Annotated in this window: 26 protein-coding genes; 10 read left to right on the top strand and 16 right to left on the bottom strand. The window is 64.3% G+C overall.

The features are described from left to right. Nucleotides 1–13: 13 nt before the first annotated feature. Together ACO550_RS15110 and ACO550_RS15105 are read right to left on the bottom strand one after the other, a co-directional pair. On the bottom strand, nucleotides 14–967 hold the full coding sequence (locus ACO550_RS15110; RefSeq protein ID WP_315592358.1) for a tripartite tricarboxylate transporter substrate binding protein: 954 nt from the start codon (nucleotides 965–967) through the stop codon (nucleotides 14–16). 93 nt (nucleotides 968–1060) lie between these two features. Beyond that, entirely contained in the window at nucleotides 1061–2188 is a 1128-nt protein-coding gene (locus ACO550_RS15105; protein ID WP_315592357.1) for a TauD/TfdA family dioxygenase, read from the bottom strand. 94 nt (nucleotides 2189–2282) lie between these two features. Between ACO550_RS15105 and ACO550_RS15100 the strand changes: the two genes are divergently transcribed. Beyond that, complete coding sequence (locus ACO550_RS15100) at nucleotides 2283–3185, top strand: LysR substrate-binding domain-containing protein (RefSeq protein ID WP_315592356.1); 903 nt, start codon at nucleotides 2283–2285, stop codon at nucleotides 3183–3185. A gap of 23 nt (nucleotides 3186–3208) precedes the next feature. On the opposite strand, the gene mdcH is transcribed toward ACO550_RS15100, so the two are convergent. From mdcH to mdcA, 7 genes are read right to left on the bottom strand one after another with little or no spacing between them, the layout of a single operon-like run. Beyond that, nucleotides 3209–4135, bottom strand: a complete 927-nt coding sequence (gene mdcH, locus ACO550_RS15095) for a malonate decarboxylase subunit epsilon (protein ID WP_315592355.1) — start codon at nucleotides 4133–4135, stop codon at nucleotides 3209–3211. Further along, nucleotides 4120–4761, bottom strand: coding sequence for a malonate decarboxylase holo-ACP synthase (locus ACO550_RS15090; protein ID WP_315592354.1), 642 nt, complete (start codon nucleotides 4759–4761; stop codon nucleotides 4120–4122). The genes mdcH and ACO550_RS15090 overlap by 16 nt, the downstream gene beginning before the upstream one ends. 19 nt (nucleotides 4762–4780) lie before the next feature. Further along, on the bottom strand, nucleotides 4781–5608 hold the full coding sequence (gene mdcE, locus ACO550_RS15085) for a biotin-independent malonate decarboxylase subunit gamma (protein WP_315592353.1): 828 nt from the start codon (nucleotides 5606–5608) through the stop codon (nucleotides 4781–4783). After that, a complete protein-coding gene (locus ACO550_RS15080) occupies nucleotides 5605–6459 on the bottom strand; it encodes a biotin-independent malonate decarboxylase subunit beta (RefSeq protein WP_315592352.1) in 855 nt (284 codons plus the stop codon). Before ACO550_RS15080 ends, mdcE begins: the two co-directional genes overlap by 4 nt. Beyond that, nucleotides 6456–6779: a malonate decarboxylase subunit delta gene (locus ACO550_RS15075; RefSeq protein ID WP_315592464.1), complete on the bottom strand. Its 324-nt coding sequence runs from the start codon at nucleotides 6777–6779 to the stop codon at nucleotides 6456–6458. The genes ACO550_RS15080 and ACO550_RS15075 overlap by 4 nt, the downstream gene beginning before the upstream one ends. Continuing rightward, nucleotides 6779–7669: a triphosphoribosyl-dephospho-CoA synthase gene (locus tag ACO550_RS15070; protein ID WP_315592351.1), complete on the bottom strand. Its 891-nt coding sequence runs from the start codon at nucleotides 7667–7669 to the stop codon at nucleotides 6779–6781. The genes ACO550_RS15075 and ACO550_RS15070 overlap by 1 nt, the downstream gene beginning before the upstream one ends. After that, nucleotides 7669–9327 carry a malonate decarboxylase subunit alpha gene (mdcA, locus tag ACO550_RS15065; protein WP_315592350.1) on the bottom strand — a complete coding sequence of 553 codons (1659 nt, stop codon included), beginning with the start codon at nucleotides 9325–9327 and terminating at the stop codon, nucleotides 7669–7671. Before mdcA ends, ACO550_RS15070 begins: the two co-directional genes overlap by 1 nt. 239 nt (nucleotides 9328–9566) lie before the next feature. Here mdcA and madL point away from each other — a divergent pair, with 239 nt between their 5' ends. After that, nucleotides 9567–9962 (top strand): malonate transporter subunit MadL, encoded by a 396-nt coding sequence (madL, locus tag ACO550_RS15060; RefSeq protein ID WP_315592349.1) that lies wholly within the window; start codon nucleotides 9567–9569, stop codon nucleotides 9960–9962. Between the two features lie 17 nt (nucleotides 9963–9979). Continuing rightward, entirely contained in the window at nucleotides 9980–10762 is a 783-nt protein-coding gene (madM, locus tag ACO550_RS15055) for a malonate transporter subunit MadM (RefSeq protein ID WP_315592348.1), read from the top strand. On the opposite strand, the gene ACO550_RS15050 is transcribed toward madM, so the two are convergent. Both ACO550_RS15050 and ACO550_RS15045 read right to left on the bottom strand, forming a co-directional pair. Continuing rightward, entirely contained in the window at nucleotides 10763–11686 is a 924-nt protein-coding gene (locus tag ACO550_RS15050; protein WP_315592347.1) for a LysR family transcriptional regulator, read from the bottom strand. Nucleotides 11687–11760: 74 nt separating this feature from the next. Beyond that, nucleotides 11761–12711, bottom strand: coding sequence for a sterol desaturase family protein (locus ACO550_RS15045; protein ID WP_315592346.1), 951 nt, complete (start codon nucleotides 12709–12711; stop codon nucleotides 11761–11763). 234 nt (nucleotides 12712–12945) lie between these two features. Here ACO550_RS15045 and ACO550_RS15040 point away from each other — a divergent pair, with 234 nt between their 5' ends. The 5 genes from ACO550_RS15040 to ACO550_RS15020 all read left to right on the top strand — a co-directional run bounded on the left by ACO550_RS15040 (nucleotide 12946) and on the right by ACO550_RS15020 (nucleotide 17225). Beyond that, nucleotides 12946–13884: a hypothetical protein gene (locus ACO550_RS15040; protein WP_315592345.1), complete on the top strand. Its 939-nt coding sequence runs from the start codon at nucleotides 12946–12948 to the stop codon at nucleotides 13882–13884. Between the two features lie 78 nt (nucleotides 13885–13962). Further along, nucleotides 13963–14262: an EF-hand domain-containing protein gene (locus ACO550_RS15035; protein ID WP_315592344.1), complete on the top strand. Its 300-nt coding sequence runs from the start codon at nucleotides 13963–13965 to the stop codon at nucleotides 14260–14262. A gap of 48 nt (nucleotides 14263–14310) precedes the next feature. Continuing rightward, a complete protein-coding gene (locus ACO550_RS15030) occupies nucleotides 14311–15024 on the top strand; it encodes a response regulator (RefSeq protein WP_315592343.1) in 714 nt (237 codons plus the stop codon). Then, the gene (locus ACO550_RS15025; protein WP_315592463.1) at nucleotides 15024–16331 is read left to right on the top strand and encodes an ATP-binding protein; all 1308 of its coding nucleotides are present in this window, start codon (nucleotides 15024–15026) and stop codon (nucleotides 16329–16331) included. Before ACO550_RS15030 ends, ACO550_RS15025 begins: the two co-directional genes overlap by 1 nt. A 108-nt stretch (nucleotides 16332–16439) precedes the next feature. Further along, nucleotides 16440–17225: a DUF4410 domain-containing protein gene (locus ACO550_RS15020; RefSeq protein ID WP_315592342.1), complete on the top strand. Its 786-nt coding sequence runs from the start codon at nucleotides 16440–16442 to the stop codon at nucleotides 17223–17225. A 33-nt stretch (nucleotides 17226–17258) separates the two neighbouring features. Here ACO550_RS15020 and ACO550_RS15015 read toward each other — a convergent pair whose 3' ends face one another. Continuing rightward, on the bottom strand, nucleotides 17259–17696 hold the full coding sequence (locus ACO550_RS15015; RefSeq protein WP_315592341.1) for a carboxymuconolactone decarboxylase family protein: 438 nt from the start codon (nucleotides 17694–17696) through the stop codon (nucleotides 17259–17261). A gap of 260 nt (nucleotides 17697–17956) precedes the next feature. On the opposite strand from ACO550_RS15015, the gene ACO550_RS15010 reads away from it, so the two are divergent. Further along, nucleotides 17957–19168: an FAD-dependent oxidoreductase gene (locus tag ACO550_RS15010; RefSeq protein ID WP_315592340.1), complete on the top strand. Its 1212-nt coding sequence runs from the start codon at nucleotides 17957–17959 to the stop codon at nucleotides 19166–19168. An 86-nt stretch (nucleotides 19169–19254) separates the two neighbouring features. Here the strand turns inward: ACO550_RS15010 and ACO550_RS15005 are convergent, their stop codons facing one another. Together ACO550_RS15005 and ACO550_RS15000 are read right to left on the bottom strand one after the other, a co-directional pair. After that, a complete protein-coding gene (locus ACO550_RS15005; protein WP_315592339.1) occupies nucleotides 19255–19656 on the bottom strand; it encodes a hypothetical protein in 402 nt (133 codons plus the stop codon). 241 nt (nucleotides 19657–19897) lie between these two features. Further along, nucleotides 19898–20455 carry an Rrf2 family transcriptional regulator gene (locus tag ACO550_RS15000; protein ID WP_315592338.1) on the bottom strand — a complete coding sequence of 186 codons (558 nt, stop codon included), beginning with the start codon at nucleotides 20453–20455 and terminating at the stop codon, nucleotides 19898–19900. Between the two features lie 156 nt (nucleotides 20456–20611). Here ACO550_RS15000 and ACO550_RS14995 point away from each other — a divergent pair, with 156 nt between their 5' ends. Further along, entirely contained in the window at nucleotides 20612–21052 is a 441-nt protein-coding gene (locus ACO550_RS14995; protein ID WP_315592337.1) for a MarR family transcriptional regulator, read from the top strand. Nucleotides 21053–21078: 26 nt separating this feature from the next. Here the strand turns inward: ACO550_RS14995 and ACO550_RS14990 are convergent, their stop codons facing one another. Both ACO550_RS14990 and ACO550_RS14985 read right to left on the bottom strand, forming a co-directional pair. Next, the gene (locus tag ACO550_RS14990) at nucleotides 21079–22335 is read right to left on the bottom strand and encodes a YbfB/YjiJ family MFS transporter (protein ID WP_315592336.1); all 1257 of its coding nucleotides are present in this window, start codon (nucleotides 22333–22335) and stop codon (nucleotides 21079–21081) included. A 93-nt stretch (nucleotides 22336–22428) separates the two neighbouring features. After that, nucleotides 22429–23043, bottom strand: coding sequence for a TetR family transcriptional regulator C-terminal domain-containing protein (locus ACO550_RS14985; RefSeq protein WP_315592335.1), 615 nt, complete (start codon nucleotides 23041–23043; stop codon nucleotides 22429–22431). Nucleotides 23044–23099 lie beyond the last annotated feature (56 nt).

The following is a 23099-nucleotide window of genomic DNA, read 5'->3' as shown; positions in this document are numbered from 1 at the left end:
ACAACAGCAACGCTCAGGTGATGCGTGTCTGCGTCACCGACACCACTTTGGCCCAGCGGGCGATCTCTGCCTGCAGGAACTGGGTGAATTGCGCGGCATTGTTGCCCACCGGATCGAGCCCTTCGCGAGTCAGCCGCCCGCGCATGGCCGGTGATGCCACCGCCGCGGCGCAGGCGGCTTCCAGTTGCCTGACCGTTTCGGGAGCCATGCCGGCGGGGCCTAACAGTCCATACCATGACCGGTAGTCGAAATTGGGTATCACATCGGCAATCGGTGCCAGATCGGGGAATGCTGCCAGCCGGTGCGGGCTGCTGACGGCGAGGCCCTTGATCTTGCCTGCCTGCAGTAGCGGCTGCACGGTGGCCACGTTGCCGAGCAGCAGGTCGGCCTGGCTGCCCACCACATCCGCTACGGCCGGGCCGGCGCCCTTGTATGGCACGCTGACGATATCGATGCCCGCTTCGTGCTTGAGCATCTCGCCGGCCAGGTGATTGGCGCTGCCGACACCGGCAACAGCCAGGCTCAGCTTGCCTGGCTTGCGCTTCGCGAGCGCGATCAGTTCGCGCATGTTGCTGGCTTCGAATCCCGGACGCGCGACAAGAATCAGTGGCGAGCTGGCAATCAGGGAAATCGGTGTGAAATCCTTGAGCGGATCAAATGGCTTTTTCTCGAACAATGCCGGATTGATGGCGTGGCTGGTGTAGCTGAGAAGCAGCGTGGCCCCATCGGGTTCTGCCTTGGCCACGGCCACCGCAGCAATATTGCCGGCCGCGCCGCCGCGATTCTCGACGATGAACGGATGTTTGAGGCGTTGCTCCAGATCGGCGGCCAGTGACCGGGCAACGATGTCGGTGCCGCCCCCCGGCGTGGCACCGACGAGCAGTTTGGTCACGGCCGGGGCAGCATGAAGGTCGGGGGGCAGTACCAGCGCCGCGGAAAGCAGCGCGAGGAAATCGCGTCGTTGCATGGTTGTCTCCGTTTCTCTTTATTTGCCCGGTGCCTCGTGTGGTGGGTCACCGTGTCTGGGGCTTGTCTGGCCGGAGGGCGCCGGCGGTGGTGCTCAGGCAGTGATGGCATGCTCCACGTGGATCGTCGCGCCATCGGCGGGCCAGGGCATCAATGGCATGCGCATTGCCGCGGCTTGCCGCTGCTCATAGTTGGCGAAATCCGCGCCGCGCGCATTGCCCCGCAGGCCACCGCGCACCGCGCCAGCGCGCACATCGGTGAAATAGCCCGCCCAATCGTCGGGCAGTGGCTGCGATCCCGGCACCGCCAGCCACAGCCGAAGCAGATGGCGCTTGCGGTCGAATTCCTCGTAGTCCTCGAAGTTGCTGCGCGAATGCACCGTCACGTAGTTGTTCAGCAACTGCATGTCACCTTGTTCCAGCTGCATCGAAAAGGACAGCTCGGGATCCGTCAGCAGCGTGTCCAGCAGATCCAGTGCCTCGGTCTGCGTCGCAGTCAGGCGGGGCACTTCGTCGAAATCACGCTGTGCGGCAACCACGTTCTTGCGATTGATGCGCCAGGCAAAGGCCGACGGATGATTGCCGAGGATCGGCAGCGGATAGAACGGCGGGAGCGACGGATCCTGCGCGCCCTGGTAGCTGTAGTAGAACGGCTGCTGCAGTACGGCGATCAGGTCGGGCCGGCGATGCATGATGGCATCGCGCAGGGCGATCGAACTGACTACCTTGCTTGCGCCGCCGGACCTGGCCGCCCGGCGGCACATCAAGCCCACCACGTCGCTGGAATCGGTATGGAAATCGAGTGCGGCGTTGGTGTTATAGCCGCGACCATTCTTTGACTTGTACGTCGCACCGACGTCGCGCACATCGTTCATGAACTCGCTGGCGCGATTCTGCGTGCGCGCCACGCCCATGTGCAGGCCCATGCCCCAATAGGCCAGCCGGGTGTCGTCCTCGGTCCAGCGATCGACGGGGAAACCCTTGACCAGGCACATGCCCCAGCGGCCCTGGGTAGTGGCCACGGCGCGGGCCAACGCCGCACGCGCCGCTTCATCGAGCGGGAAGTCGTCAGCGCTCATTTCCAGCAACGGCTTGCCGAGGGCTTTCGCATGGGCCAATGCATGATCGAAGCTGGCAACTTCGGCGGCCGAGAGGCGCTGGATCCACGAGGTATCGTGTTCGGCGTCGCGGGCGAGCCACGCTTGGGGGCTTTGGGTAGACATGGGAGCTCTCGTTGTCGTCATCGTGAAGCCAGTCTATGCTTGCCGAATGCCAAAAAAAAGTGACGTTGTTTGACGTCCTTCATAAGGATTCTTGATGAAGCTGGAGACCTTTGCGACGCTCGCGGCAGTAATCGAGGAAGGGTCATTTGCCGCAGCCGCTGCGGCGATGCACCTCACGCCCAGTGCTGTCAGCATGCAGATGAAGCAACTGGAGCAATATCTGGGGCAACCGCTGTTCGACCGCTCCGGGCTGCAGGTGCGGCCCACGGCGCTGGCTCGTGAGGTGGTCGCATCGATGGAGGGCGGGTTGCGGCATCTCAGTGCCTTGCGCCGAAGGGCCAGCGTGGCCGTGGAAGGCACTGTGCGGCTGGGCGTGATCGAGTCCATGCAACCGGTACTGTTGCCCGGCACATTGCGTTATCTGCGCGATCGCTATCCGCGCCTGAGTGTGAAGCCGGTACGTGGACGCAGCACCGGGCTTGTGGAAATGGTCAAGGCAGGGCAACTCGATGCGGCAGTGGTGGCACGTCCCGAATCGGGTCGCATGACAAGCCTGCGTTGGTATCCGGTGGCCACTCGGGAACTGATGCTGATCGCGCCACCCGATGCGTCGGGCGCCGACCTGTCGCCAACCGGATTGCTGGCGCGGCATGACTGGATCCGGTACGACCGCGCCACAGTGTCGGGGACCATGGCGGCACGCTGCGTCCATGGTCTGTTGCCGGACAAGCGCAGCGCCATGGAATTCGACAGCGTTACCGCGATCGTGGCCATGGTCAGTGCCGGACTGGGTGTGTCCGTGGTGCAACTGATGGATCCGACCGTCTGTGACCGCTATCCGGTGCGCCGCATCCGCCTGGGTGCCGATGCGCCGGTACTGCAGGTATCGCTGGTGTTGCGCAAGGCTGACGAGGACAGTCGCCTGCTGCAGGCATTGCGTGAGGCGGTGGAGGTCACGCTGAAGACCCCGGTGGCATCAGGCGCGGGATTGCGGTGAGGCGTAGCGCCGGGCGTCAGGCGTCAGGCGCATGCGGCCTCGCGCGACATCAACAACTGCACACTGTCCGCGCGCATTTCCGCCAGCGCCACCGCCTGCGGGAACAGCGGCTGGCAGAGCCGCGTCAGTACGTTCCCGGGTGGCATCTCCACCACGAGCCGCATCTCGCAGGCGCGGGCCAGCAACATGGTTTCGTGCCAGCGCACCGGTAGCGCCATATTGCGGGCAAGGTCGTCGGCGATGCGCGCCGGATCGCGCAGTTCACGTGCGGCGCTGGCACTGAAGTAGCGTAGCGACGGACGCCGCAGCGCAATGCCGTTGAAGGCATCGCGCAGGTGCGCGGCGGCATCGTCGAGCAAGGCGCAGTGCGAAGGCACGGCGATCGCCACGCGATGTGCCGAGCGCGCCCCCGCGCCGAGCGCCAGTTCGGCAACATGCGCCATGGCCGCATCTGCGCCTGCGATGACCAGTTGGGTCTCCGCATTGAAATTGGCGATATGGACCGGCGCATCCGGGCGATGCACCGCCGCGACGATGGCCTCCAGCGGCCCCTGCTCGATGCCCAGGATCGCGGTCATGCCATATCCCGATGGATAGGCGGTTTCCATCAGCTTGCCGCGCAGCGCGACCAGCCGCACCGCATCGGCAAACGACAGTACTCCGGCCACCACGGCCGCCGCATAGGCCCCGATCGACAATCCCGCAACGGCGTGCGCCTGCGCGCCATCCTCGATCAAGGCACGTGCACTGGCCACGCCAGCCACCAGCAGGCAGAGCTGTACCGATACCGTGGAGGCAAGATGTCCGGCATCGTCATGGTGCAGCACGTCCGCGCCGAGCACGTCCCTGGCCTCGGCAAGCGTGTGTGATATTGCCCGGTGCTCCGGCAGCGTGTGAAGCATGCCGGGGCGTTGCGCGCCCTGGCCGGGAAACGTCAGCAGCGTGGGCATGCTGGCTGCCAGGGGTCATCACATGACACGGGGCCGGTATCGGTCTTCAGCAGTACGCGCCCCCGTGTGCGCAGCCGTTCGCGCAATGCGAATGCGCCGTGCGGTGTGGCCACCTGGATATCCAGTCGTACGCTGTCGTCATCGTCGATCAATGCCTGCAGCGCTGCCAGGTCCGCAGGCGGGAGCGGGCTTGGCGCCTGCAGCAGCAGATCGATGTCGCTGCCGGTGTGCATGACGTCGATGCCAGAGGCCAATGAGAACCCGACGGCACCAGTGATGCCCCAACGACAGGACAACGCGCCGAGCTGCGCCGCGATGCGGTCCAGCGCATGCAGGGCCGCAATCTCGTCGCGGCGTGGATGCAGGCGCCAGAAGCCTTCACGTGCGATATCGAAGGGCGAAACGAGTGTTGCGCACTGGTCCGCATCGAGCCATGTGGCGTGGCGCTCGGAACGGCTACGGCCACGGATGCCAACCGGAATCCGTCCGCTGGCATCGTGGTCGCGACGCACTACCACGGGCGCCTGCGCGAGCCAGTCGGCATCGGCCCACGCCGGTACGTCACCCGCGGCACGGAATGCGGCGGGGTCGCGTAGCCAGATCAGGTCGTGGGGCCGGGCGTCCATCGTGCGTTACCTGGAAAGGTCACTCATGCCACTGGCTGGCCAGCCGCTCGCGCACGCGGCGTGTGGCACCCCGGTTTTCACCTTGCTGGCGGCTACGGAGGTCACGCTGCGGATCGGCGTCGATATCTGCCAGTGCCTCAGCAAGGTGACGGGTCACGGTGTCGAGATCCTCGGCGCCGGGCATGGCGGCATCGCGTACTGGAATCGTGCGCCAGAGCAGGCCCAGCGTCGCATAGTTGCCGATGTCGTAGGCCATGGGCGGCACGGTTGCGGCGAACGCTTCGAGATCCTCGACACTGCGCAGCGTGATACGTGCGGCCGCTTCCTTGCCCATCGCATGCACCTGCACGCCGGGGTCGGCCAGCGCCAGGATGCGGTTGGCCTGGTAGCCGTGCGCCAGGAACGCGCCCGACATGGCCTTGCCCACCAGCAATGCAATCACCGGATGCCCCTGCAGACGGGCGGTGGCGTAAGCGGCGGCTGCGCTGGCCAGTGCCTGGTGAATGCCGAATGCTTCTTCGCGGCGGCCATAGGCCTGGCTTGGGGTGTCGACAATGGCAATGATGGCGCGCTTGACCGGTGCGTCACGGTCAGCGGCGATCGCTTCATGAACCGCGCGCGCCAGTGACCAGCCTTCCAGTAGTCCCACTTCGCCATGGCGTGCCCGCGGGAACGGGCTTGCTGCGTCGGGTACCACGGCAATCAGGCGCGCGGCACGTCCGCCCGTTTCGATATCGGCTACCTGTATCGATTGCGGATAGCCGGACAGGCGTGGCGCGTTGCCGCTCAGCGCGGCCAGCCAGGCCTCGCCGCGGCCCGGGGTTTGTGGTTCGTGGTTGGCGCTCATTGACGCTCTCCATAGATGCGGCGTACCGTGGCCGGGCTGGGCTGATCACCGGCTTCACTGGCCGCGTAGGCGGTCATCCGTTGCAGGTAGTCGGCGAAGCGCTCGCTACGGGGCGCGTCCGTTACCGGGGCGGTGACGATGGCGGCCACCACGTCGCGGATCTCCACGGCATCGTCGTCGACAAAGCGGTCGACCAGGCCCGTGGCAAAGCGTTGCTCGCCGCCGGTCAGGCTCCAGATAAACGGACGGTCGCGTGAATCGTATTCGCCGATGCCGGCCTCCTGCTCGATCACGGCCGGGCCGTTCAGCCCAAGACGCGCCTCGCGCGTCACCACCAGCGCGCTGCACAGGCCTGCTGCAATCGACATGCCACCGAAACAGCCGACCTGTCCCGCGATGACGCCGACCACGGGCTGGTAACGGCGCAGATCGACGATGCCGGCGTGGATCTCGGCGATCGATGCCAGGCCGAGGTTGGCTTCCTGCAGGCGCACACCGCCAGTCTCGAACAGGATGACGGCACGCGTGGGCACGCCCTGGCGATTGTCGTCGGCGGCCAGCTCCAGTGCGCCGGCAATCTTCGCGCCGCCGACTTCGCCCAGGCTGCCGCCCTGGAATGCGCCTTCAATGGCCATGATCACCACCGGCTGGCCGTCGATCAGGCCCTTGGCCACGATCACGCCGTCGTCGCCCTGCGGCACCACGCCCTGGCGTTCGAGCCACGGCGAAGTCAGCCCGTCGAACGGGCCAGCCAGTTCGCGGAAGGTGCCAGGGTCAAGCAAGGCCCGCGCGCGCTCGCGCGCACCGAGTTCGACAAAGCTGTCGCGTGAGAGCAATGCGGCGCGGCTCATGTCGGCTCCTTGTCAGTCTGCGCGTTGTCGTCCAGTGCTTCGAACGCTTCGGCCAGGCGCATGCCGACAACGCCAGGCGTAGCGCCGAAATCGTGAATGCGGATGCGCATCGCGGCTCGAGGTTCCGCACTGAACACCCGCGTCAGTTGGGCAGACCATACGCGTTCGTAACCGTTGATCGAGGTGGTGACATCGATCGATGTCTTGCCGGCCTCGCCAGGTTCAATCAGCACTTCAAGATCGCCGGAGCCGACCACGCCCACCAGTACACGGCGAGACGCCGGCTCGGCGGCGGCATATTCGAAACGGAGCTGTTCCATCATTGCTCTCCCAGGTATGAGTCCTGTACGGCGGGCAGCCGGTCAAGGAACAGTGTGGCGGCCAGCAGGTCCGCTGCGCCGCCAGGCGAGGCTCGCAGTGCGTGCATGGTGGCCTCGAGGTCATGCAGGCGACGGCGTCCGGCCAGCGTGCCGATACCTCCGGCATCGAGTACCGCGTCGGCACCGGCCTGCACTTCGGCCAGTCCGCCGCGTCCAGCACGTGCCAGCACGCAGGTATCGTCGAGCCGCGCCATGATGGCCAGCAAGGCATTGACCTGCGCCGTGGGTTCGGCATCGCCACGCGCGCGGCAGTCGCGCAGCGTTGGCACACCGGTTCCCACTACGTGCGGAAAGCCGGCTTCGGCCTGTTCGCGGGCACCGCCCACGCCATACGCGGCGCGTGCCAGTTCGCCCTTGTTGCCGGTATGGTCGGGACGGTGCCGGTCCGGCAATCGCGCGATCACGCCCGCCATCTGTGCGACGGCGTTTGCGCTGCGCGCGCGGCCGAGCCATCCGGCCGCACCGGCCAGCAGGCCAATGGCCCAGATCGCGCCGCGGTGGGTATTGATGCCGTTGGTCGCACGCAGCATCACCGCTTCGGCCTCGCGTCCGAGCGCACCAAGGCGCTCGCGCAGGTGTATGTCGATGCGGCGAGCCTGTTGCCCGGCCAGCGCCATCGCCACGAAGTGGTCGCGCAAACTGTGCGCGGATTCGATCATCAGGCGCAGCGACATGTCCTGGTGCGAACCAGTGCCGCGCGCATCGACCAGCCCGGGCTTTGGCGCGAGCGTGGCCTCGTCGACCAGCACGCCCACGGCAAGATCGCCGATCGCGTCGGCCAAGCCGTGCGGCCGGCAGTCATTGCGTGTCAGTGATGCGAGGCGCGCCATTACCAGCTCCTGAAGCGGGCCGGCGGGTTATACAGTCCACCCGACCATTCGACCAGGTCGGCCATGCTGCGGGCCGCCAGCAGTGAGCGCGTGGCATCGGCACGGTGCACGCCCAGGTCCTCGGGCAGTGCTATCAGGCCGTCGCTGCGCATCCGGCGGGTAGTGGCGGGATCATGCCGCATGCCGATCGGTGTCACGCCAGCCACGGCGGCAATCATGCGGCGACGTTCCTCGAGCGACTGTGCCTTGTAGAGATAGGCGATACCTTCTTCGGTCAGTACGTGCGTGACGTCGTCGCCGTAGATCATGACCGGTGCCAGTGGCATGCCGCTATCCTTGGCCACCTGCACCGCATCCATCGATTCGACAAAAGTCGGCTTGCCACCGGCCTGGAAGGTTTCCACCATCTGCACCACGAGCTTGCGCCCACGCGCCAGCGGATCGTCGGTCTCGATCAGGTCGAGCCATGCCGGCGTGGCGTGACGGCGGCCGCCAGGGTTGTGGCCCATGTTCGGCGCGCCGCCAAAGCCGGAGAGGCGTCCACGCGTGACGGTCGACGAATGGCCGTCGCCATCGATCTGCAACGTGGAGCCGATAAACAGGTCTACCGCGTACTGGCCGGCCAGCTGGCACAGCGCGCGATTCGAACGCATGCTGCCGTCCACGCCCGTGAAGAACACATCGGGCCGCGCCGCCACATAGTCCTCCATGCCCAGCTCGCTGCCGAAGCTGTGCACGCTCTCCACCCAGCCCGATTCGATGGCCGGGATCAGCGTCGGATGCGGATTCAGCGTCCAGTGCTTGCAGATCTTGCCTTTCAGGCCCAACTGCTCGCCATAGGTCGGCAGGATCAGCTCGATGGCCGCTGTATTGAAGCCGATGCCGTGGTTCAGCGACTGAACGTTGTGGCGCTCGTAGATGCCGCGGATTGCCATCATCGCCATCAGGATGTGCACCGGCTTGATCAGGCGCGGATCGCGCGTGAACAGCGGCTCACAGAAGAACGGCTTGTCCGACTGCACCACGTAGTCGATCCAGGAGCCCGGGATGTCCACGCGCGGCAGATCGGCCGGATCGTCGACAATCTCGTTGACCTGCGCGATCACGATGCCGTCGCGAAATGCGGCTGCTTCCACCAGCGCGGGCGAGTCTTCGGTACTCGGGCCCGTGTAAAGGTTGCCCTGGCGATCGGCCTTGTAGCCGGCAGTCAGCACGATTTGCGGCGTCAGGTCGACATAGAGCCGCGAATAGAGCTCGATATAGGTATGGATGGCGCCAACCTCGAGCAGCCCGTCTTCGAGGAACTGCGAAATACGTACGCTTTGCGCGCCCGCATAGGCGAAATCGAGCTTGCGCGCGATGCCGCGCTCGAACAGGTCCAGATGCTCCACCCGGCTGACGCTCGGGATGATCATGTGCAGGTCGTGCACGCGCGACGGGTCGGTCTCGGCCAGCGCGCGCGACAGGAAGTCGGCCTGCTTCTGGTTGTTCCCTTCCAGCACCACGCGGTCGCCCGGTGCGGTGATCGTTTCTAAAAAGGACACGATGTCGTCGGTGGGCACCACCTTGCCCGTGGCGATCTGCGCGCCAAGGGCCTGGCGGCGCCGCTTCTCGGTGCGGCGCGTGTCCCACTGTCGTTCCGGTATCGGGTTCAGCATGACGTCTCCGGTGTGCTGCGGTCGTTACCGGAAAGATAGGCCAAGCGGGCCGGCACGAACAATCAACGTCAACGACGGACCGTTACGCCGCGCGTAAATGATTCCGGCATCACGCTTAACGTGAGGGTAACGATCCGGCTGCGCAGGTTGATTGATGCGGTGCCGCACCATTCCTAAAGTTGTCTGCAAATGTCCGGTACCGCGCCGGGCGACGATTACAAAACCAGCTGGAGACAACCATGATCATTTATGGAACCGCGTTACTGGCGATCTGCCACCTGATCGGCCTGTATCTGGGCGACCTGCTTGGCGCCGCCATCGGCGTCAAGGCCAATGTCGGCGGCGTGGGCATTGCCATGCTGCTGCTGATTTCCATCCGGCTCTACCTGCATGACCGTGGCTTGATGCCAAAGGAAACCGAGGCCGGGGTGGGGTTCTGGGGTGCCATGTATATCCCCGTCGTGGTGGCGATGGCCGCCCAGCAGAATGTGGTGGCGGCATTGCGGGGCGGTCCGGTTGCGTTGCTCGCGGCCATCCTGGCGGCGGCGGCCTGCGCCTGCCTGATCGCGCTGCTGAGCCGTACCGGCGACCACGAACCGCTGCCGCCGCTGCCGGCGGAAGCCGTGTCGCACTGAGCCCGGGGGAGACTGCCATGACTATTGCTGCTCCGGCCCTGATGTTCGACAACGTTTTGCTGCACAACGGCCTGGTAACGGCCTTTGCCACGGTCGGCATCGTGATGTGGGTGTCATCCCAGATTTCGAAGAGATTGACCAAAGGCCGGCTGCATGCCTCGGCCATCGCCATCATGATCGGCCTGGCATTGGCCTACTACGGTGGCGTGGTGACCGGCAAGGAGAAGGGGGTGGCCGACTTCGCGCTATTCTCGGGCATTGGCCTGATGGGTGGCGCCATGCTGCGCGACTTTGCGATCGTGGCCACCGCGTTTGAAGTGCAGGTGCGCGAGGCGCGCAAGGCGGGCCTGGTGGGCGCGGTATCGCTGCTGCTGGGCACCGTGATCCCGTTTGTCGTCGGGGCCTCGGTCGCGCGGGCCTTTGGCTATAACGATGCCATCAGCATGACGACGATCGGCGCCGGTGCGGTTACCTATATCGTGGGGCCGGTGACGGGCGCCGCGCTTGGGGCCAGTTCCGATGTGATCGCGCTGTCGATTGCCACGGGCCTGATCAAGGCCATCATCGTGATGGTGGGTACGCCTTTCGCGGCGGGCTTCCTGGGCCTGAACAATCCACGCGCGGCCATGGTGTTCGGTGGCCTGGCCGGTACCGTCAGCGGCGTATCGGCGGGCCTGGCCGCCACGGATCGCCGCCTGGTGCCATACGGCGCACTGGTGGCCACGTTCCATACCGGGCTCGGTTGCCTGCTCGGGCCATCGCTGCTGTACCTGGCGACCAAGGCGTTGGTCGGGGGGTGATCAGCAGGGCTTGCCGCCGGTCTGTGTCAGCATGCGGCAGACGGCGGCCAGCGCCAGCAGGTTGGGGTCGCGCTCGCGGCGGCGCAGGAAGCTCAGGCCGATCGACTGCTTCATGCCATAGTCGGCCGTCAGCGGTACAAAGGCCACGTTGCGCGCAAAGACGTCGCGCACGCGGCCCGGCAGGAGCGAATAGCCAATGCCGCCGCCCACGAGGTTCATCAGCGAGAAGATATCGCCGACCTTCATCACCACGTTCGGGGTGAAGTCGGCAATGCGAAACGCTTCGGCAAAGCCACTCGAGGTCACGAAACCATCGCCCAGCGAGACAAAGGGCTCGTCGCGGCACTGGCGCAGGTCCACGGCATCCAGCTTCGCATAGTGCGAATCGGCGGGCGTGGCGAAGAAAATATCGTCCTCGAACATCGGAATCGATTCGATCTCGGCGCTGGCTGCCGGCAGGCCCATCAGCGTGGCATCGATGGTGCCCTGGCGCAGCTTGTCGAGCAGGTCGGCATTGGAGCCGAGCACCAGTTCGGTTTGCAGTTCGGGTCGACGCATCTTGATGCCGATCACCACCTGCGGCACCGTGCGAATGGTCAGCGAATAGAGCGAACCGATCTTGAGCTGGTCCGCCGAATAGCCGGCCGCCTCGCGCGTCATGCGCACGCCATCGGACATGGTCTTGAGCACGTCGCGCGCCACGTCGGCCAGCACATGGGCGGCTTCGGTCGGCAGCAGGTTGCGGCCTTCGTGGCGAAACAGCGCGCAGCGCAGGCCTTCTTCCAGTGAATGCAGTGCGCGGTGCACGCTGACCGTGCTGACCTCCAGTGCTTCGGCGGCCTTGGCCAGGTTGCCCGTTTCCATGAAGGCGAGCAGCGCTTCGAGTTTGCGGAACGTGATGTCTTCGCTGATGCGTTCGGGCATGGCAGGGCAGAAATGCGAACAGGCCACGATGATCGCACACCGTGGCCTGCCATGTCATATCAGGTTGCCCCTAATCAGGCTTGCTGCAGTTCTCCCTTCATTTCGGGCACGGCTTGCTGCTGTGGGTGGGTACCACGTTGCTGCTGCTGTTCGCGGCGCAGGTTCTCGGTCGTGGTGCCCTTGCCATCGGGTTCCCAGCCCGGGGGCATCATCAGGTAACCAATGGCGTGCCACGGCTTTGCCGACTTGGCGATGTCGCGGAACAGGCTGACCCAATGCTCGAACTGGTTGACGATCGGGTTATAGGTAGTGCTCGGGTGGACCAGGCCGTAGCGTACCGGTTCGTCGGCGCGTTCTTCCACGTAGGTACCGAACAGGCGGTCGAAGATGATCAGCACGCCGCCGTAGTTGGCATCGAGGTAGTCGATGTTCGATGCATGGTGCACGCGGTGTGCCGACGGGGTATTGAACACATATTCGAGCCAGCCGAGCTTGGGCATCCAGTCGTTATGGAGCCAGAACTGGTAGAGCAGGTTGGCGGACAGCGTGGCCAGTACCACTTCAGGACGGACACCGAGCCAGACCAGCGGTGCGAAGAACACCGCGCTGCCCGTGATCTTGCCGGTCCAGCCCAGGCGGTAGGCGGATGCCAGGCTCATCTGGTTCGGCGAGTGGTGCACCGCATGCGTTGCCCAGAAGAAGCGGATGCGGTGCGACGCGCGGTGGTACCAGTAGTAGCAGAACTCCTGGCCGATAAAGAGCAAGAACACCATCAGCGCGCTGTTCAGCGTGACCGTGAACAGGCGGTGTTCCCAGGCGAAGTGGAACACCGGCGTGGCCAGCGACAGCGGCAGCAACACCGACAGCTTGCGCCCGGCCAGGTCGCCCAGCGACAGCCAGACTTCCTTCCACGAATACGGATTGTCGGTGCCGCGGCGGCGGCGCCACAGGATGACGCCTTCGACAAGCGAGACCGTGACGATGAACGCCATCACGAAGTATGCGATTTTTTCGGTGGTCAACATGATTTGCCTCTTCTCCTGCTGGTTGTGTGACGCTGCGCTGCTGCGTCGGTGAGGCAAATGTAGAGGGCGTTCACCGGGGAAGCCATCTGGCAATTATGTCGCTCCATGTCACCGGTTTCGCCGCGACATATCTCGACATGAATTGCAGGCAGACAGCGGCCGGATGCCGTCCTAGAGTTCAGCCCGTCGACGCACAACGATGCGTCAAACGAGTCGAACCAAGAGGAAAACATCATGGCCAACCGTACACTGATCGCCGCAGCCGGAGCGCTGCTCATGCTTGCCAACGCCTCGGCATTCGCCTGGAGCGGTGGCCACTTCAACGCCTATACGCCACGCGGCACCTACAGCGGTGGCCACGCCATGTCATGTGGCGGCGGAAGCTGCTCGCATGCCGGCGGCGTGGTCAACCCCTGGGGCGGTGCGGCAACCAATACGGGCACCGTGACGCGCAATGCACCGGGCCAGTTCTCCAATTCCGGTACCGCGGTGGGGCCGAATGGCCGCTCGGTGCAGCACGACGGCAGCACCAGCTGCGCCGGCGGCAGTTGCAGCCATACCGGCGACATGACCGGATCGAACGGCCACACCGCCACCACCAATGGCAGCGTCACGCGTGACGGGGCGGGGCAGTACTCGTCATCGGGCACCGTGACCGGTGGCAATGGCAATACGTACAACCATTCGGCATCGAGCAGTTGCGCCGGTGGAACCTGCGACCGCTCCGGCACGGTCACCGGCAGCAATGGCGGCACCGTCAACCATTCCGGCAGCGCTACCCGCGTGTCATCGGGCGTTGTGACGACCGGTGGTGGCACCACGGTTGTCCACGGCACCACCGTAAGCACGGGCAGCACGGTCGTGGTCGGGGTGCCGCCGGTCTATGTCGCCCCGCCGCCCGTGTATGTGGCGCCTCCGCCGGTCTATGTGGCGCCGCCCCCGCCCGTGGCGGTCGTGGCACCGGCTCCGGCGGTCCTGCCGCCGCCCCCGCCGCCGGCCGTGGTCGTGCCGGCACCGGTGGTGGTCACGCCCCCGCCCGTCCATGTGGCACCGCCGCTGCCGACGGTTGTCGTGACCGCCCCCCGACCTGTCTACGTTGCGCCGGTGCGCGTGGCCGTGCTGGTGCCGGGCCACTGGGTGGGCCGTGTCTGGGTACCGGCGCACTACGCCTGACCCCGGTTGTTATCCGCTTTTCCTGTTTCTCAAACCATGCCGGCCGGTAAAGCGTCGGCAAACCAACGGAGTTTCATCATGAAGAAGATGATCGCTGTACTTATCTTGTGTATTGTTTCTGCAGGCGCCAGCGCACAAGGCATGCCAATGGGCGGAAGCGGAGACCGCATGGAGCGGACCGAGCAGGTGCTGTCGCAGTTGCAGACGCGCTTTGCCCATGCAAATACCACGCGTGACGGCAAGCTGACACGCGAGCAGGCCGCGGCAGGCATGCCGATGGTGGCAAGGCACTTCGACGAGATCGATACGCGCCATGCGGGCTTCCTCACGCTGCCGCAGATCGAGGCGTTCATGGCGCAACGCATGCGCCAGCGTTGATGGCTCAAGAGAAAAACGAGAGAAAAACAAGAGAACCGGAGGTGCGGCATGGAGCAGGGCAACCGGATTATCGTGCTCGATGATGAGGCGGAGCTGCGCAACATGTTGCAACGCTTCCTGACGGGCCATGGCTTTCAGGTGCGCGCCGTGGCCGACGGCAAGCAACTGAACCGCTACCTGCAGCGCGAGCCCTACGACCTGCTGGTGCTCGACCTGATGATGGAGCCCGAGGATGGACTCACCGTCTGCCGCAGGCTGCGCGCCGAAGGGCAGACCATGCCGATTCTGATGCTTACGGCCAAGGGTGATCCGGCCGACCGCGTGGTCGGCCTCGACACTGGTGCCGACGACTACCTGGCCAAGCCGTTCCTGCCTGATGAACTGGTGGCCCGTATCCGCGCCCTGTTGCGGCGCCAGAAGATTGCGGCGGGTGATCCCACCGTGACCTCGCAAACGTTGAGCTTCGGTGCCTTCCGCTTCGATGTGGGCAAGCAGTCCCTGACACGCGACGGGGTGCCGGTTGAAGTGCATTCGGCGCAGATGTTGCTGTTGCACGCGCTGGGCTCGTCGCCCAACCGGGCGGTGAGCCGCGAGAACTTGCTGGCGCGTGCGCGGGGCCGCGATCACGATGCGCTCGATCGCAGTATCGACGTGCAGATCCTGCGGTTGCGCCAGATTGTCGAGGAAGATCCTTCCAAACCACGCTTTATCAAGACCGTCTGGGGCGTGGGCTACATGCTGGTGGCCGGCGTGGACGCATGATGCGCGGCGTGCTCCCGCGCTCGCTGCTGGCGCGCAATATCCTGTTGCTGGTGTTCCTGGTTTTCGTCACGCAGGCTTGCTCGCTGTTCGTGTTGCTGCACTACGTGCAGCGTCCGCGCGTGGAACGGGCAGCCATCGTGTTCTCGCATTACGTCACCATGATGGACCGCGCGCTTGGCGCGCTGCCAGCGGAAGATGGCAAGGCGGCAGTGGCGCGTATTGGTGGACAGGTCGCACCGCCACCCGACGATCCGCCCGGTACCGAGGCGGCTCATCCGTTCCGTACCTGGCAACGCGATGTGTTCATGCGCGCGTTGCGCCGCGATCTCGCACCGGATACCGACGTGCGCTGGCAAGGCGGCGACGATAACGAGAAGCTCTGGATCCAGGTGCATGCGGCGGGAACGCCCACGTGGATTGCCTTGCCGATGACGGCCGACGCACAGGCCAGCGGCATTACCGCGGCAATATCGTTGTCGCTGGCACTCGGCCTGCTGGCCGCATGGACCGGATATCTGCTTCAGCGCCATATCAACCGTCCGTTGCAGGAACTGGCAAGAGTGGCGCGCGAGGTTCACGACGGAGAGATGCCCGATCCACTGCCGACCGATGGTCCAAGTGAAATCGCCGAGGTCAGCCGCGCCTTTAACGACATGACCGAAGCGCTGCAGCAGGCCGAGAAAACGCGGGCGCTGATGTTGGCAGGGGTGTCCCACGACATCCGCACGCCACTGACCAAGCTGCGGTTGGCCATGGCGATGGCGTTGCCGCGCGGCGCCGACGATGCCTTCGTGGCCTCGGTGGAGGGCTATCTCGATCACATCGATAGCATCCTGCAGCAGTTCATGGATTATGCCGGCAGTGGCGAGAAAGAAGTGCCGCTACCTGGCGATCTCAATGCGCTGGTCAGCCAGCTGGCTGCGGACTTTGCGGGTTTGGGGCATGAGTTCGAACTGGACCTGCGGCCGTTGCGCCCGGTGATGTATCGGTCCACGAGCATGCTGCGCATGCTGATGAACCTGATGCAGAACGCCATCAACTACGGCAAGACCGGGCTTCTGGTGCGCACATGGCAGGACGCCCAAAATGCGCATGTGGCAATCTGCGATCGGGGCGTGGGAATCAGCGTCGCGGAACTGGAGCAGCTGCGCGCGCCGTTCAGCCGCGGCAGCAATACACGCGGCGCCGGTGGGTCGGGGCTGGGGCTTGCCATCGTCGATCGCATTGCGCGCCTGCATGGCGGCGCCTTGTCGTTTCGCGAACGCGACGGCGGCGGTCTTGAAGTGGTGGTCACGTTGCCCGCGTGACATCGAATGAAATAGTTCTTGCCTGGCTTGTCGTGGGGCCGCATCCCATACTGGCTCTGCCCGGCACCGATGTCCGGTGCCACCAGGATACCTCGCAAGGACACCATCATGAAGACCACTTTCCAGACCCTCTCGCGCCATGCCAAGCAACTGACCATCGCCGCCGTGGCTGCCTCATCGATGCTGATGGCCGGCTACGCGTCCGCCGCGACGATGATCTCCGAATCGTCGGTGCCAGTGTCGCTCTCGCATGTGCAACCGGACGTGGTCTACGTACGTGGCTTCGACGTGAGCGCGAACCAGGTCAAGGTCGATAACAGCATGATGCATCGGGTCAAGGCGCTGGCCTCGGGCGACAACACCTCCAGCGAACAGGATCAGGCAGCGCTGGCGGCGCGTAATGCCGTGGCCGACGAAATCGTGCAGCAGTTGCAGGCAAAGGGCCTGCATGCAGTGCGGATTGATGGCCCGGTACCGGCCAATGCCAATGCACTGATCGTGGAAGGCCGCTTCGACAAGATCGACGAAGGCATGCAGCGTCGTCGTACCCTGATTGGTCTCGGCGCGGGCAAGAGCGATGTCTCGGCATCGGTACAGGTGCTGTATCAACCTGCTCATGCACAGCCGATTCCGCTGGCACTGTTCGACACCAGCGCCGACAGTGGCCATATGCCCGGCGTTGCGGAAACGGCAGGCGTGGGCGCCGCGGCCAGCCATGTGGCGATGTCTGCCGCGGCAGGCGCGGGTGTGCATGGCGCATCGGAACTGAAGCGCGACAGCATCGGCGCCGAGGCACAGCGCGTGGGCGATGCCGTGGCGAAGCAGGTGGTGGCAGTACTCGGCAAGGCGAATGCCGCCGGCGTATCGAACCCCGGCGTGACCGCGAAGATCTGACCTACCAACACCTTCCCGTCGACTCGCCCGCCGTCAGGCGGGCGTTTTGCGGAACGCAATTGCGAAACGGTTCCATGCGTTGATCGTCGAGATCAGCAGGGTCAGGTCCACCAGTTCGGCATCTTCAAAATGGGGCCGCACGGCTTCCCACACAGCGTCGGGCACATGGTCCTGCGAGACCAGCGTCACGGCCTCGGTCCAGGCCAGCGCAGCACGCTCACGCGCCGAAAAGAACGGCGTCTCGCGCCAGACGGAGAGCGTAGCCAGGCGCCGCTCATCCTCGCCACCCTTGCGGGCATCGGCGCTATGCAGGTCGATGCAGTAAGCGCAGCCATTGATCTGCGAGGCGCGCAGGCGCACCAGTTCCACCAGTGATTTTTCCAGCGCGGCTTCACCGATGCGCTTTTCAAGGCCCAGCATGGCCTTGATGGCATTCGGACTGGCGCTATAGAAATCGAGACGTTGTGACATGGCTTGCTCCTTGAGTTCGATCGGTTGGCGGCGCCGGCACGGCGTCGCGACAGGCAAAGCTTAGGAGAGTGCAGTGGCAACCTGTTAGTACCGATTTTTAGAAAATTCAGGTAACCACTGCGCAGTTCGGAATCTTTGAATGCCTTGTTGAAAAAACGCTTGCGTCGAACTAACTACGACTCATAGAATCGGAGTTGTGGTTGACGGCTGGCGTGTGCTGCCGTAGCCCTGACTAACGGACTGTGTCCAGGAGTAGCAGCATGTTGAAACGAATTCTTGTGATTGGCTCCGGCTTTGCCGGCATGTGGAGTGCGCTGGCTTCGGCTCGTCTGCTCGATGTAACCGGCCGTGACGACGTAGAGATCGCGCTGGTGTCACCGGAGCCGGAACTGCACGTGCGGCCGCGCCTGTACGAAGAAAATCCGAACGGCATGAAGGCGCCGCTGCTGGAGATCTTCAAGGCGGTTGGTGTGAAGTTTGTCCAGGGCCTGGTAGAGCGGATCGATGTCGCGGCCCGTACCGTGGAAGTGCAAGGGGTCGGAGCGGATACGTCACGTCAGACCATTGGCTACGATCGGCTTGTGCTGGCGGCCGGCAGCCGGCTGTTTCGTCCGCAGATTGCGGGGCTCGAAGCGCATGCGTTCAATGTCGACCAGATTGCCGATGCCGCAACGCTTGAGGCGCACATTGCCGGACTGGCGCAGCAACCAGTCAGCGCGGCGCGCAATACCGTAGTGGTGGCTGGTGGCGGATTCACTGGCATCGAGACGGCTGCCGAGATGCCGGCACGTTTGCGCAAGGTCTTTGGCGAGGATGCCGATGTCAATGTCATCGTCGTGGAGCGCAGCGAGAACATTGGCCCGGACCTGGGTTCGGGCCCGCGCCCCGTGATCACCCAGGCCCTTGGCGAACTAGGCGTGCAATGGCGTCTCGGGTCCGGCGTGGCCGCGGTAGATGCCAATGGCGTCACGCTTGAGAATGGCGAGCGTATCGAGGCTTCCACCGTGGTCTGGACCGCCGGTGCTCGTGCCAGCGCACTGACCGCGCAGGTGCCCGGCGAGCGCGACAACTTCGGGCGTCTGCACGTGGACAGCCACCTCAAGGTCAAGGGCGTCGAGGCAGTCTATGCAACAGGCGACGTGGCGTACGCGGCGGTCGATGATGCAGGCAATTTCGCGATGATGTCCTGCCAGCATGCCATGAACCTGGGGCGCTCGGCGGGCCACAATGTTGCTGCCGACCTGCTGGGTGAGGCGCAGATTCCGTACAGCCAGCCGAAGTACGTCACCTGTCTGGATCTCGGTCCCTGGGGTGCGGTGTACACCGAAGGATGGGACCGGCAGGTGAAACTGGTGGGCGCTGAAGCCAAGGCGCTGAAGACCAAGATCAACACCGAATGGATCTATCCGCCGAGCGCGGACCGCGCCGAGGCACTGGCATCGGCCGATCCGCTCCGGATCGTGGTGGCCTGATCGGGCATGAAGAAAGGGCGCTTTGGGCGCCCTTTCTCCTGACATTGTTTGCCCGTTTTGTCTTGCTGCCTCAATGACTCAATGCCTCAAGCCGCCTTGTTTTTCTTGGGAACTCCTGCCGGCGTTCCGGCACGGCGCTCCTGTGCGGCAGGTCGCTTCCGCGTACGCAAGGCGGATTCGGTTTGCCCCTCGGTTGCTTCGCGTTTCTCATTGGCATAGCGGACTGCCAGCCGCTTGATTTCTGCTTCGGCAAAGCGCTGTAGTGCCTCACGCATGAGTGGCTGGTAGCCCATGCCATGGACATCCGCCAGAAACCTGAAGTCATCGATCAGTGATTTCTGCAGCCGGATGGAGACTGCCTGGAGCCCAAGCGCCTGGTCCAGTTCTGCCGCGGCTTCCGGTACTACGACGGCATGTGCTTCATCATTCCCCAGTTCGCCACGTTCCCAGGCTTCGACGGTGCCGCGGATCTTCTTGGCGTTGCTCATGTACCTTCTCTTCTTCACTTCCCGCACGCTCCATGTATATACAGAAAACTCTCAATTTTTGAAGAGTTCTCCTCGTAGTACGCACTATTAATGCCTTATATGGCACAAAAATGGGCGTACACAAGTATGAGGGGGCGCTTGACCGCAATCTTCGTGTATATACAAAAATAGCGCAAGCCACGCGCCAGACTATGGACGAATGGCGACGTTCTCGATCAGGGTGTTGGGAAGGCCCGGTCAATCAGGCCCGTTTGCGTCCTTTTGGCGATACAGGCGCATCCTTGTCGCCGCCTCGGTTGGCGGCGCGGTCTGTCAGCCACTGCACCACCTGCACCCCGTAGCTGGCGGGCGCCTTGTCGGTGGTGCGTTGCGCGAGATCGGCGAGCGTGTGCTGCTTAAGCTCGGCGCGCATGGCTTTCTCTGCCGCTTGCATGACAGCGTGAATCGAGCAGACACCGCGAGTGGCCCACGCCGGTGGCGCGTCCTCGAATACCGCGCAGCGGCCGCGGATTTCCCGGCAATCGAACAGCGGCTTGTCGCCGTCGATGGCTTCTACCACGTCATGGACGGTGATCCGTTCGGCAGGCCGGGCCAGCCTGAAGCCGCCGCGGATACCTTCGGTAGCCACCACAAGATTGCCCTTGGCGAGCTTCGTGAACAACTTGGCCAGATACTCGGTGGGGATGCCCTGCAGCTCTGCAAGGTCGCGCACACTTGCCTCCTCGACAGCGGCGTTGCCGCGGGCCAGATAGAGCAGGCAATGCAGGCCGTACTCGACCCCGGTACTGATGAACGACATGGGAACTCGGACTAATTAAATCGTAGTTTGAAGCCTATACAAGTCGCGCGATGACTGCAAGGGGGCGCAGCGGCGGTCTGCCCCGTCGGTGGGGCGTTTCTTCCATTTTTCTGATGCATCAGATACATTGGCAGTTCCCGATCTGGCCGAAATGTCGTGAAACACTACACACGCGAAAACTTCCAGCTCACCCAAAGTGTCGGTTTCCATTTGAACCGGGCACGCAACAGCCTGCTGATGGAGGTCGATGCGGCGCTGCGCCCGCTGGACATTACGGGCCAGCAGATGGGCATCCTGCTGTCGCTGATGCGCGGCATGGCCAGCACGCCGCTGGAGATCAGCAAGCTGCTCGGCATCGATACCGGCCTGATGACGCGCATGCTGGACAAGCTCGAAAGCAAGGGGCTGCTGCAGCGCCAACGAAGCGACGAAGATCGGCGCGTGATTCACCTGATCCTGACCGACAAGGGCCATACCGTTGCTGCGCAGATTCCAGATATCGCGCCCGAGGTGCTCAACCATCGCCTGCGCAATTTCTCTGAAACCGAGTTCAAGGAATTCCTGCGCCTGCTGCAGAAGTTCACGGACGGTAGCTGAACTGGCCGTCCGGATGAACAAGGTGGTCAGCCGCGCTGGCGCACCGTGAAGTCGGCGATAAACGCCACCGTCATGGCTGCCGCCCCGCACAGGAAGATCAGCGAATAGTTTTCGTGGCTATGCGAGAACAGGAATGCATAGCCGTAGCCGCCCAGTGCCTGAAACAATGCGAACGATGCAGTGGCGCGGCTCCATGCCGCACGTTGCGCGGTGGGGTCGTGCGGCAGCAGTTCCTGCACCCGACCCAATACCATTGGCACGATGCCAGGCGTGAATGCCCCGAGCACGATCGTCGCTACCCAAAGCGCCGCCACGTGGTGCGAGATGGCAAGCAGTCCCACCGCAAGACCCTGCAGCACCATCGCAATCCGGTAGCCGTTGCGAAACCCGACGCGCCCACCGAGCCATCCGCTCACCAGCGGGCCGGCGATCGCGGCAATGCCATAGAGTACCCAGTAGCGTGCTCCCACTGACGCGCCTTGTCCGAGGCCACGCGCCACATAATCGACCAGCAGGATCATGGCCGGCACCAGGCCCAAGGCATTGGCCGCGTACTGGACATAGATCACGCGCAGCGCGCGCTTGTGCGATGCCAGCGCAGGGTCTGCGGCATGATGGCCTGCGGCGGTGGCGGCGGGCATGCCCGGCGGGGTATCGGTGGCAGGCCAGCCAAGCCAGCTCACGGCCGTAAGGATCAGGGAAACCGCACCGAGGCCAAGCCATGTGGTGCGCAGGCCCAGTTTGAGCAGTTCCGGAACCAGTGTGCCCGATGCCGCAATGCCCAGGCCCAGGCCCAGAAAGATCATCCCGCTGACAAACGCGCGTCGGCCGGGAGCGATATGCGGCAGGATAGCCGTGGCAACCAGCACCATGATGGCGCCACCGGACAGGCCGGACAGGAAGCGCCAGCCAAAGAACCAGCTCACCGACACCGGAAACGCGCACGCGAAGAACGCAGCTGTGGCTACCGCCATCAACCAGCGTAGCGCGTGACGGTTCGACAAGCGTGCCGCCAGGGGGCGGCCCAGCAGTGCACCCGCCAGGTACCCCGCAAAGTTTGCGGCGCCCAGCGTTACCGCATCGGTGGCACTGAACCAGTGGGCCTGAATCAGCGAGGGGATCAGCGGGGTATATGCGAAGCGTGCCAGGCCGATGGCAACCAGGCTTGCGCACAGGCCCGCGAACGCGGCGTGCAGCGCGCGCGCATCGAGTGAGCGATGTTCGGGCACTGGATCGGAGTGAGGCCGCGGAGCAGCGGCGGTTGCTGTAGCTTCTTGTGACATGGGAATTCCTTCGGGGCGTGTCAGGGTGAGCGTCTCCACCACGCTGCATTGGCAGCGTGTGCGGGGCAAGTAACCGGGGGGTGAAGAGGGTGTCTAGGCGGAGGTGTCGCCCACGCCGCGGGCTTGCAGGCCAAGAGCGGCCAGTGCCGGCCGTACCGTGCCTTCCAGCAATGCGCGATCGGGCATGACGCGCGACAGCACGCGCATGCCTACCTGTAGCGATAGCAGCATGGTTGCACTGTCCTTGGCATCGTGATGGCCAGCTACCGTGCCTTCAGCCTGCGCCGCGCGTATCAGGCGTTCAAAGAAATCGCGCAGCAGTGTCAGTTCCATTGCCACGGCTGCCTTGAGCTCCGGGTCCTCCTGCGAGGCCTCCAGCGCGGTATTGATCAGCATGCAGCCACGATGCGGCAGTTCGGTCGCGCCGCGCTCGACACTTTCGGCAAAGAACTGCACCAATGCCTGCGCTGGCGGATAACCCGACTCGATGCGCGCAATCCGTTCCCGCAAAGCGTGGGTGAGATAGTCATCAAGCGCCTGCATGAACAACTGGCGCTTGTCGCCAAAGGCGTTGTACAGGCTTGGCTGGGTCAGGCCCATGGCCTGAGTCAGTTCACGCGTCGAGGTGGCGTGATAGCCCTTGGCCCAGAACGTTTCCTGGGCGGCGGACAGTGCCGCCTTGGCATCGAATTGTCGGGGGCGCGCCATGGGCTTTCCTTGTTTTGTATCGATCGCTATGAAATCTGAAGGGATTATAGATCGAT

The organism is Cupriavidus sp., from assembly GCF_057315035.1.
Note: the sequence above shows the minus strand (reverse complement) of the source record. Positions and strands in the feature narration are given on the sequence as shown.

Excerpts from the sequence above, each read along its gene's own strand:
- ACO550_RS15050 (WP_315592347.1), bottom strand. The coding sequence starts at position 11,686 with ATGCCCGAACGCATCAGCGAAGACATCACGTTCCGCAAACTCGAAGCG.
- ACO550_RS15110 (WP_315592358.1), bottom strand. The coding sequence starts at position 967 with ATGCAACGACGCGATTTCCTCGCGCTGCTTTCCGCGGCGCTGGTACTG.
- ACO550_RS14990 (WP_315592336.1), bottom strand. The coding sequence starts at position 22,335 with ATGTCACAAGAAGCTACAGCAACCGCCGCTGCTCCGCGGCCTCACTCC.
- madM (WP_315592348.1), top strand. The coding sequence starts at position 9,980 with ATGACTATTGCTGCTCCGGCCCTGATGTTCGACAACGTTTTGCTGCAC.
- ACO550_RS15100 (WP_315592356.1), top strand. The coding sequence starts at position 2,283 with ATGAAGCTGGAGACCTTTGCGACGCTCGCGGCAGTAATCGAGGAAGGG.
- mdcE (WP_315592353.1), bottom strand. The coding sequence starts at position 5,608 with ATGAGCGCCAACCACGAACCACAAACCCCGGGCCGCGGCGAGGCCTGG.
- ACO550_RS15080 (WP_315592352.1), bottom strand. The coding sequence starts at position 6,459 with ATGAGCCGCGCCGCATTGCTCTCACGCGACAGCTTTGTCGAACTCGGT.
- ACO550_RS15000 (WP_315592338.1), bottom strand. The coding sequence starts at position 20,455 with ATGTCGTTCATCAGTACCGGGGTCGAGTACGGCCTGCATTGCCTGCTC.
- ACO550_RS14985 (WP_315592335.1), bottom strand. The coding sequence starts at position 23,043 with ATGGCGCGCCCCCGACAATTCGATGCCAAGGCGGCACTGTCCGCCGCC.
- ACO550_RS15105 (WP_315592357.1), bottom strand. The coding sequence starts at position 2,188 with ATGTCTACCCAAAGCCCCCAAGCGTGGCTCGCCCGCGACGCCGAACAC.
- ACO550_RS15090 (WP_315592354.1), bottom strand. The coding sequence starts at position 4,761 with ATGGACGCCCGGCCCCACGACCTGATCTGGCTACGCGACCCCGCCGCA.
- ACO550_RS15030 (WP_315592343.1), top strand. The coding sequence starts at position 14,311 with ATGGAGCAGGGCAACCGGATTATCGTGCTCGATGATGAGGCGGAGCTG.
- ACO550_RS15020 (WP_315592342.1), top strand. The coding sequence starts at position 16,440 with ATGAAGACCACTTTCCAGACCCTCTCGCGCCATGCCAAGCAACTGACC.
- ACO550_RS15075 (WP_315592464.1), bottom strand. The coding sequence starts at position 6,779 with ATGGAACAGCTCCGTTTCGAATATGCCGCCGCCGAGCCGGCGTCTCGC.
- ACO550_RS15040 (WP_315592345.1), top strand. The coding sequence starts at position 12,946 with ATGGCCAACCGTACACTGATCGCCGCAGCCGGAGCGCTGCTCATGCTT.
- ACO550_RS15070 (WP_315592351.1), bottom strand. The coding sequence starts at position 7,669 with ATGGCGCGCCTCGCATCACTGACACGCAATGACTGCCGGCCGCACGGC.
- mdcH (WP_315592355.1), bottom strand. The coding sequence starts at position 4,135 with ATGCCCACGCTGCTGACGTTTCCCGGCCAGGGCGCGCAACGCCCCGGC.
- ACO550_RS15045 (WP_315592346.1), bottom strand. The coding sequence starts at position 12,711 with ATGTTGACCACCGAAAAAATCGCATACTTCGTGATGGCGTTCATCGTC.
- madL (WP_315592349.1), top strand. The coding sequence starts at position 9,567 with ATGATCATTTATGGAACCGCGTTACTGGCGATCTGCCACCTGATCGGC.
- ACO550_RS15025 (WP_315592463.1), top strand. The coding sequence starts at position 15,024 with ATGCGCGGCGTGCTCCCGCGCTCGCTGCTGGCGCGCAATATCCTGTTG.
- ACO550_RS15005 (WP_315592339.1), bottom strand. The coding sequence starts at position 19,656 with ATGAGCAACGCCAAGAAGATCCGCGGCACCGTCGAAGCCTGGGAACGT.
- ACO550_RS15015 (WP_315592341.1), bottom strand. The coding sequence starts at position 17,696 with ATGTCACAACGTCTCGATTTCTATAGCGCCAGTCCGAATGCCATCAAG.
- ACO550_RS15010 (WP_315592340.1), top strand. The coding sequence starts at position 17,957 with ATGTTGAAACGAATTCTTGTGATTGGCTCCGGCTTTGCCGGCATGTGG.
- ACO550_RS15035 (WP_315592344.1), top strand. The coding sequence starts at position 13,963 with ATGAAGAAGATGATCGCTGTACTTATCTTGTGTATTGTTTCTGCAGGC.
- mdcA (WP_315592350.1), bottom strand. The coding sequence starts at position 9,327 with ATGCTGAACCCGATACCGGAACGACAGTGGGACACGCGCCGCACCGAG.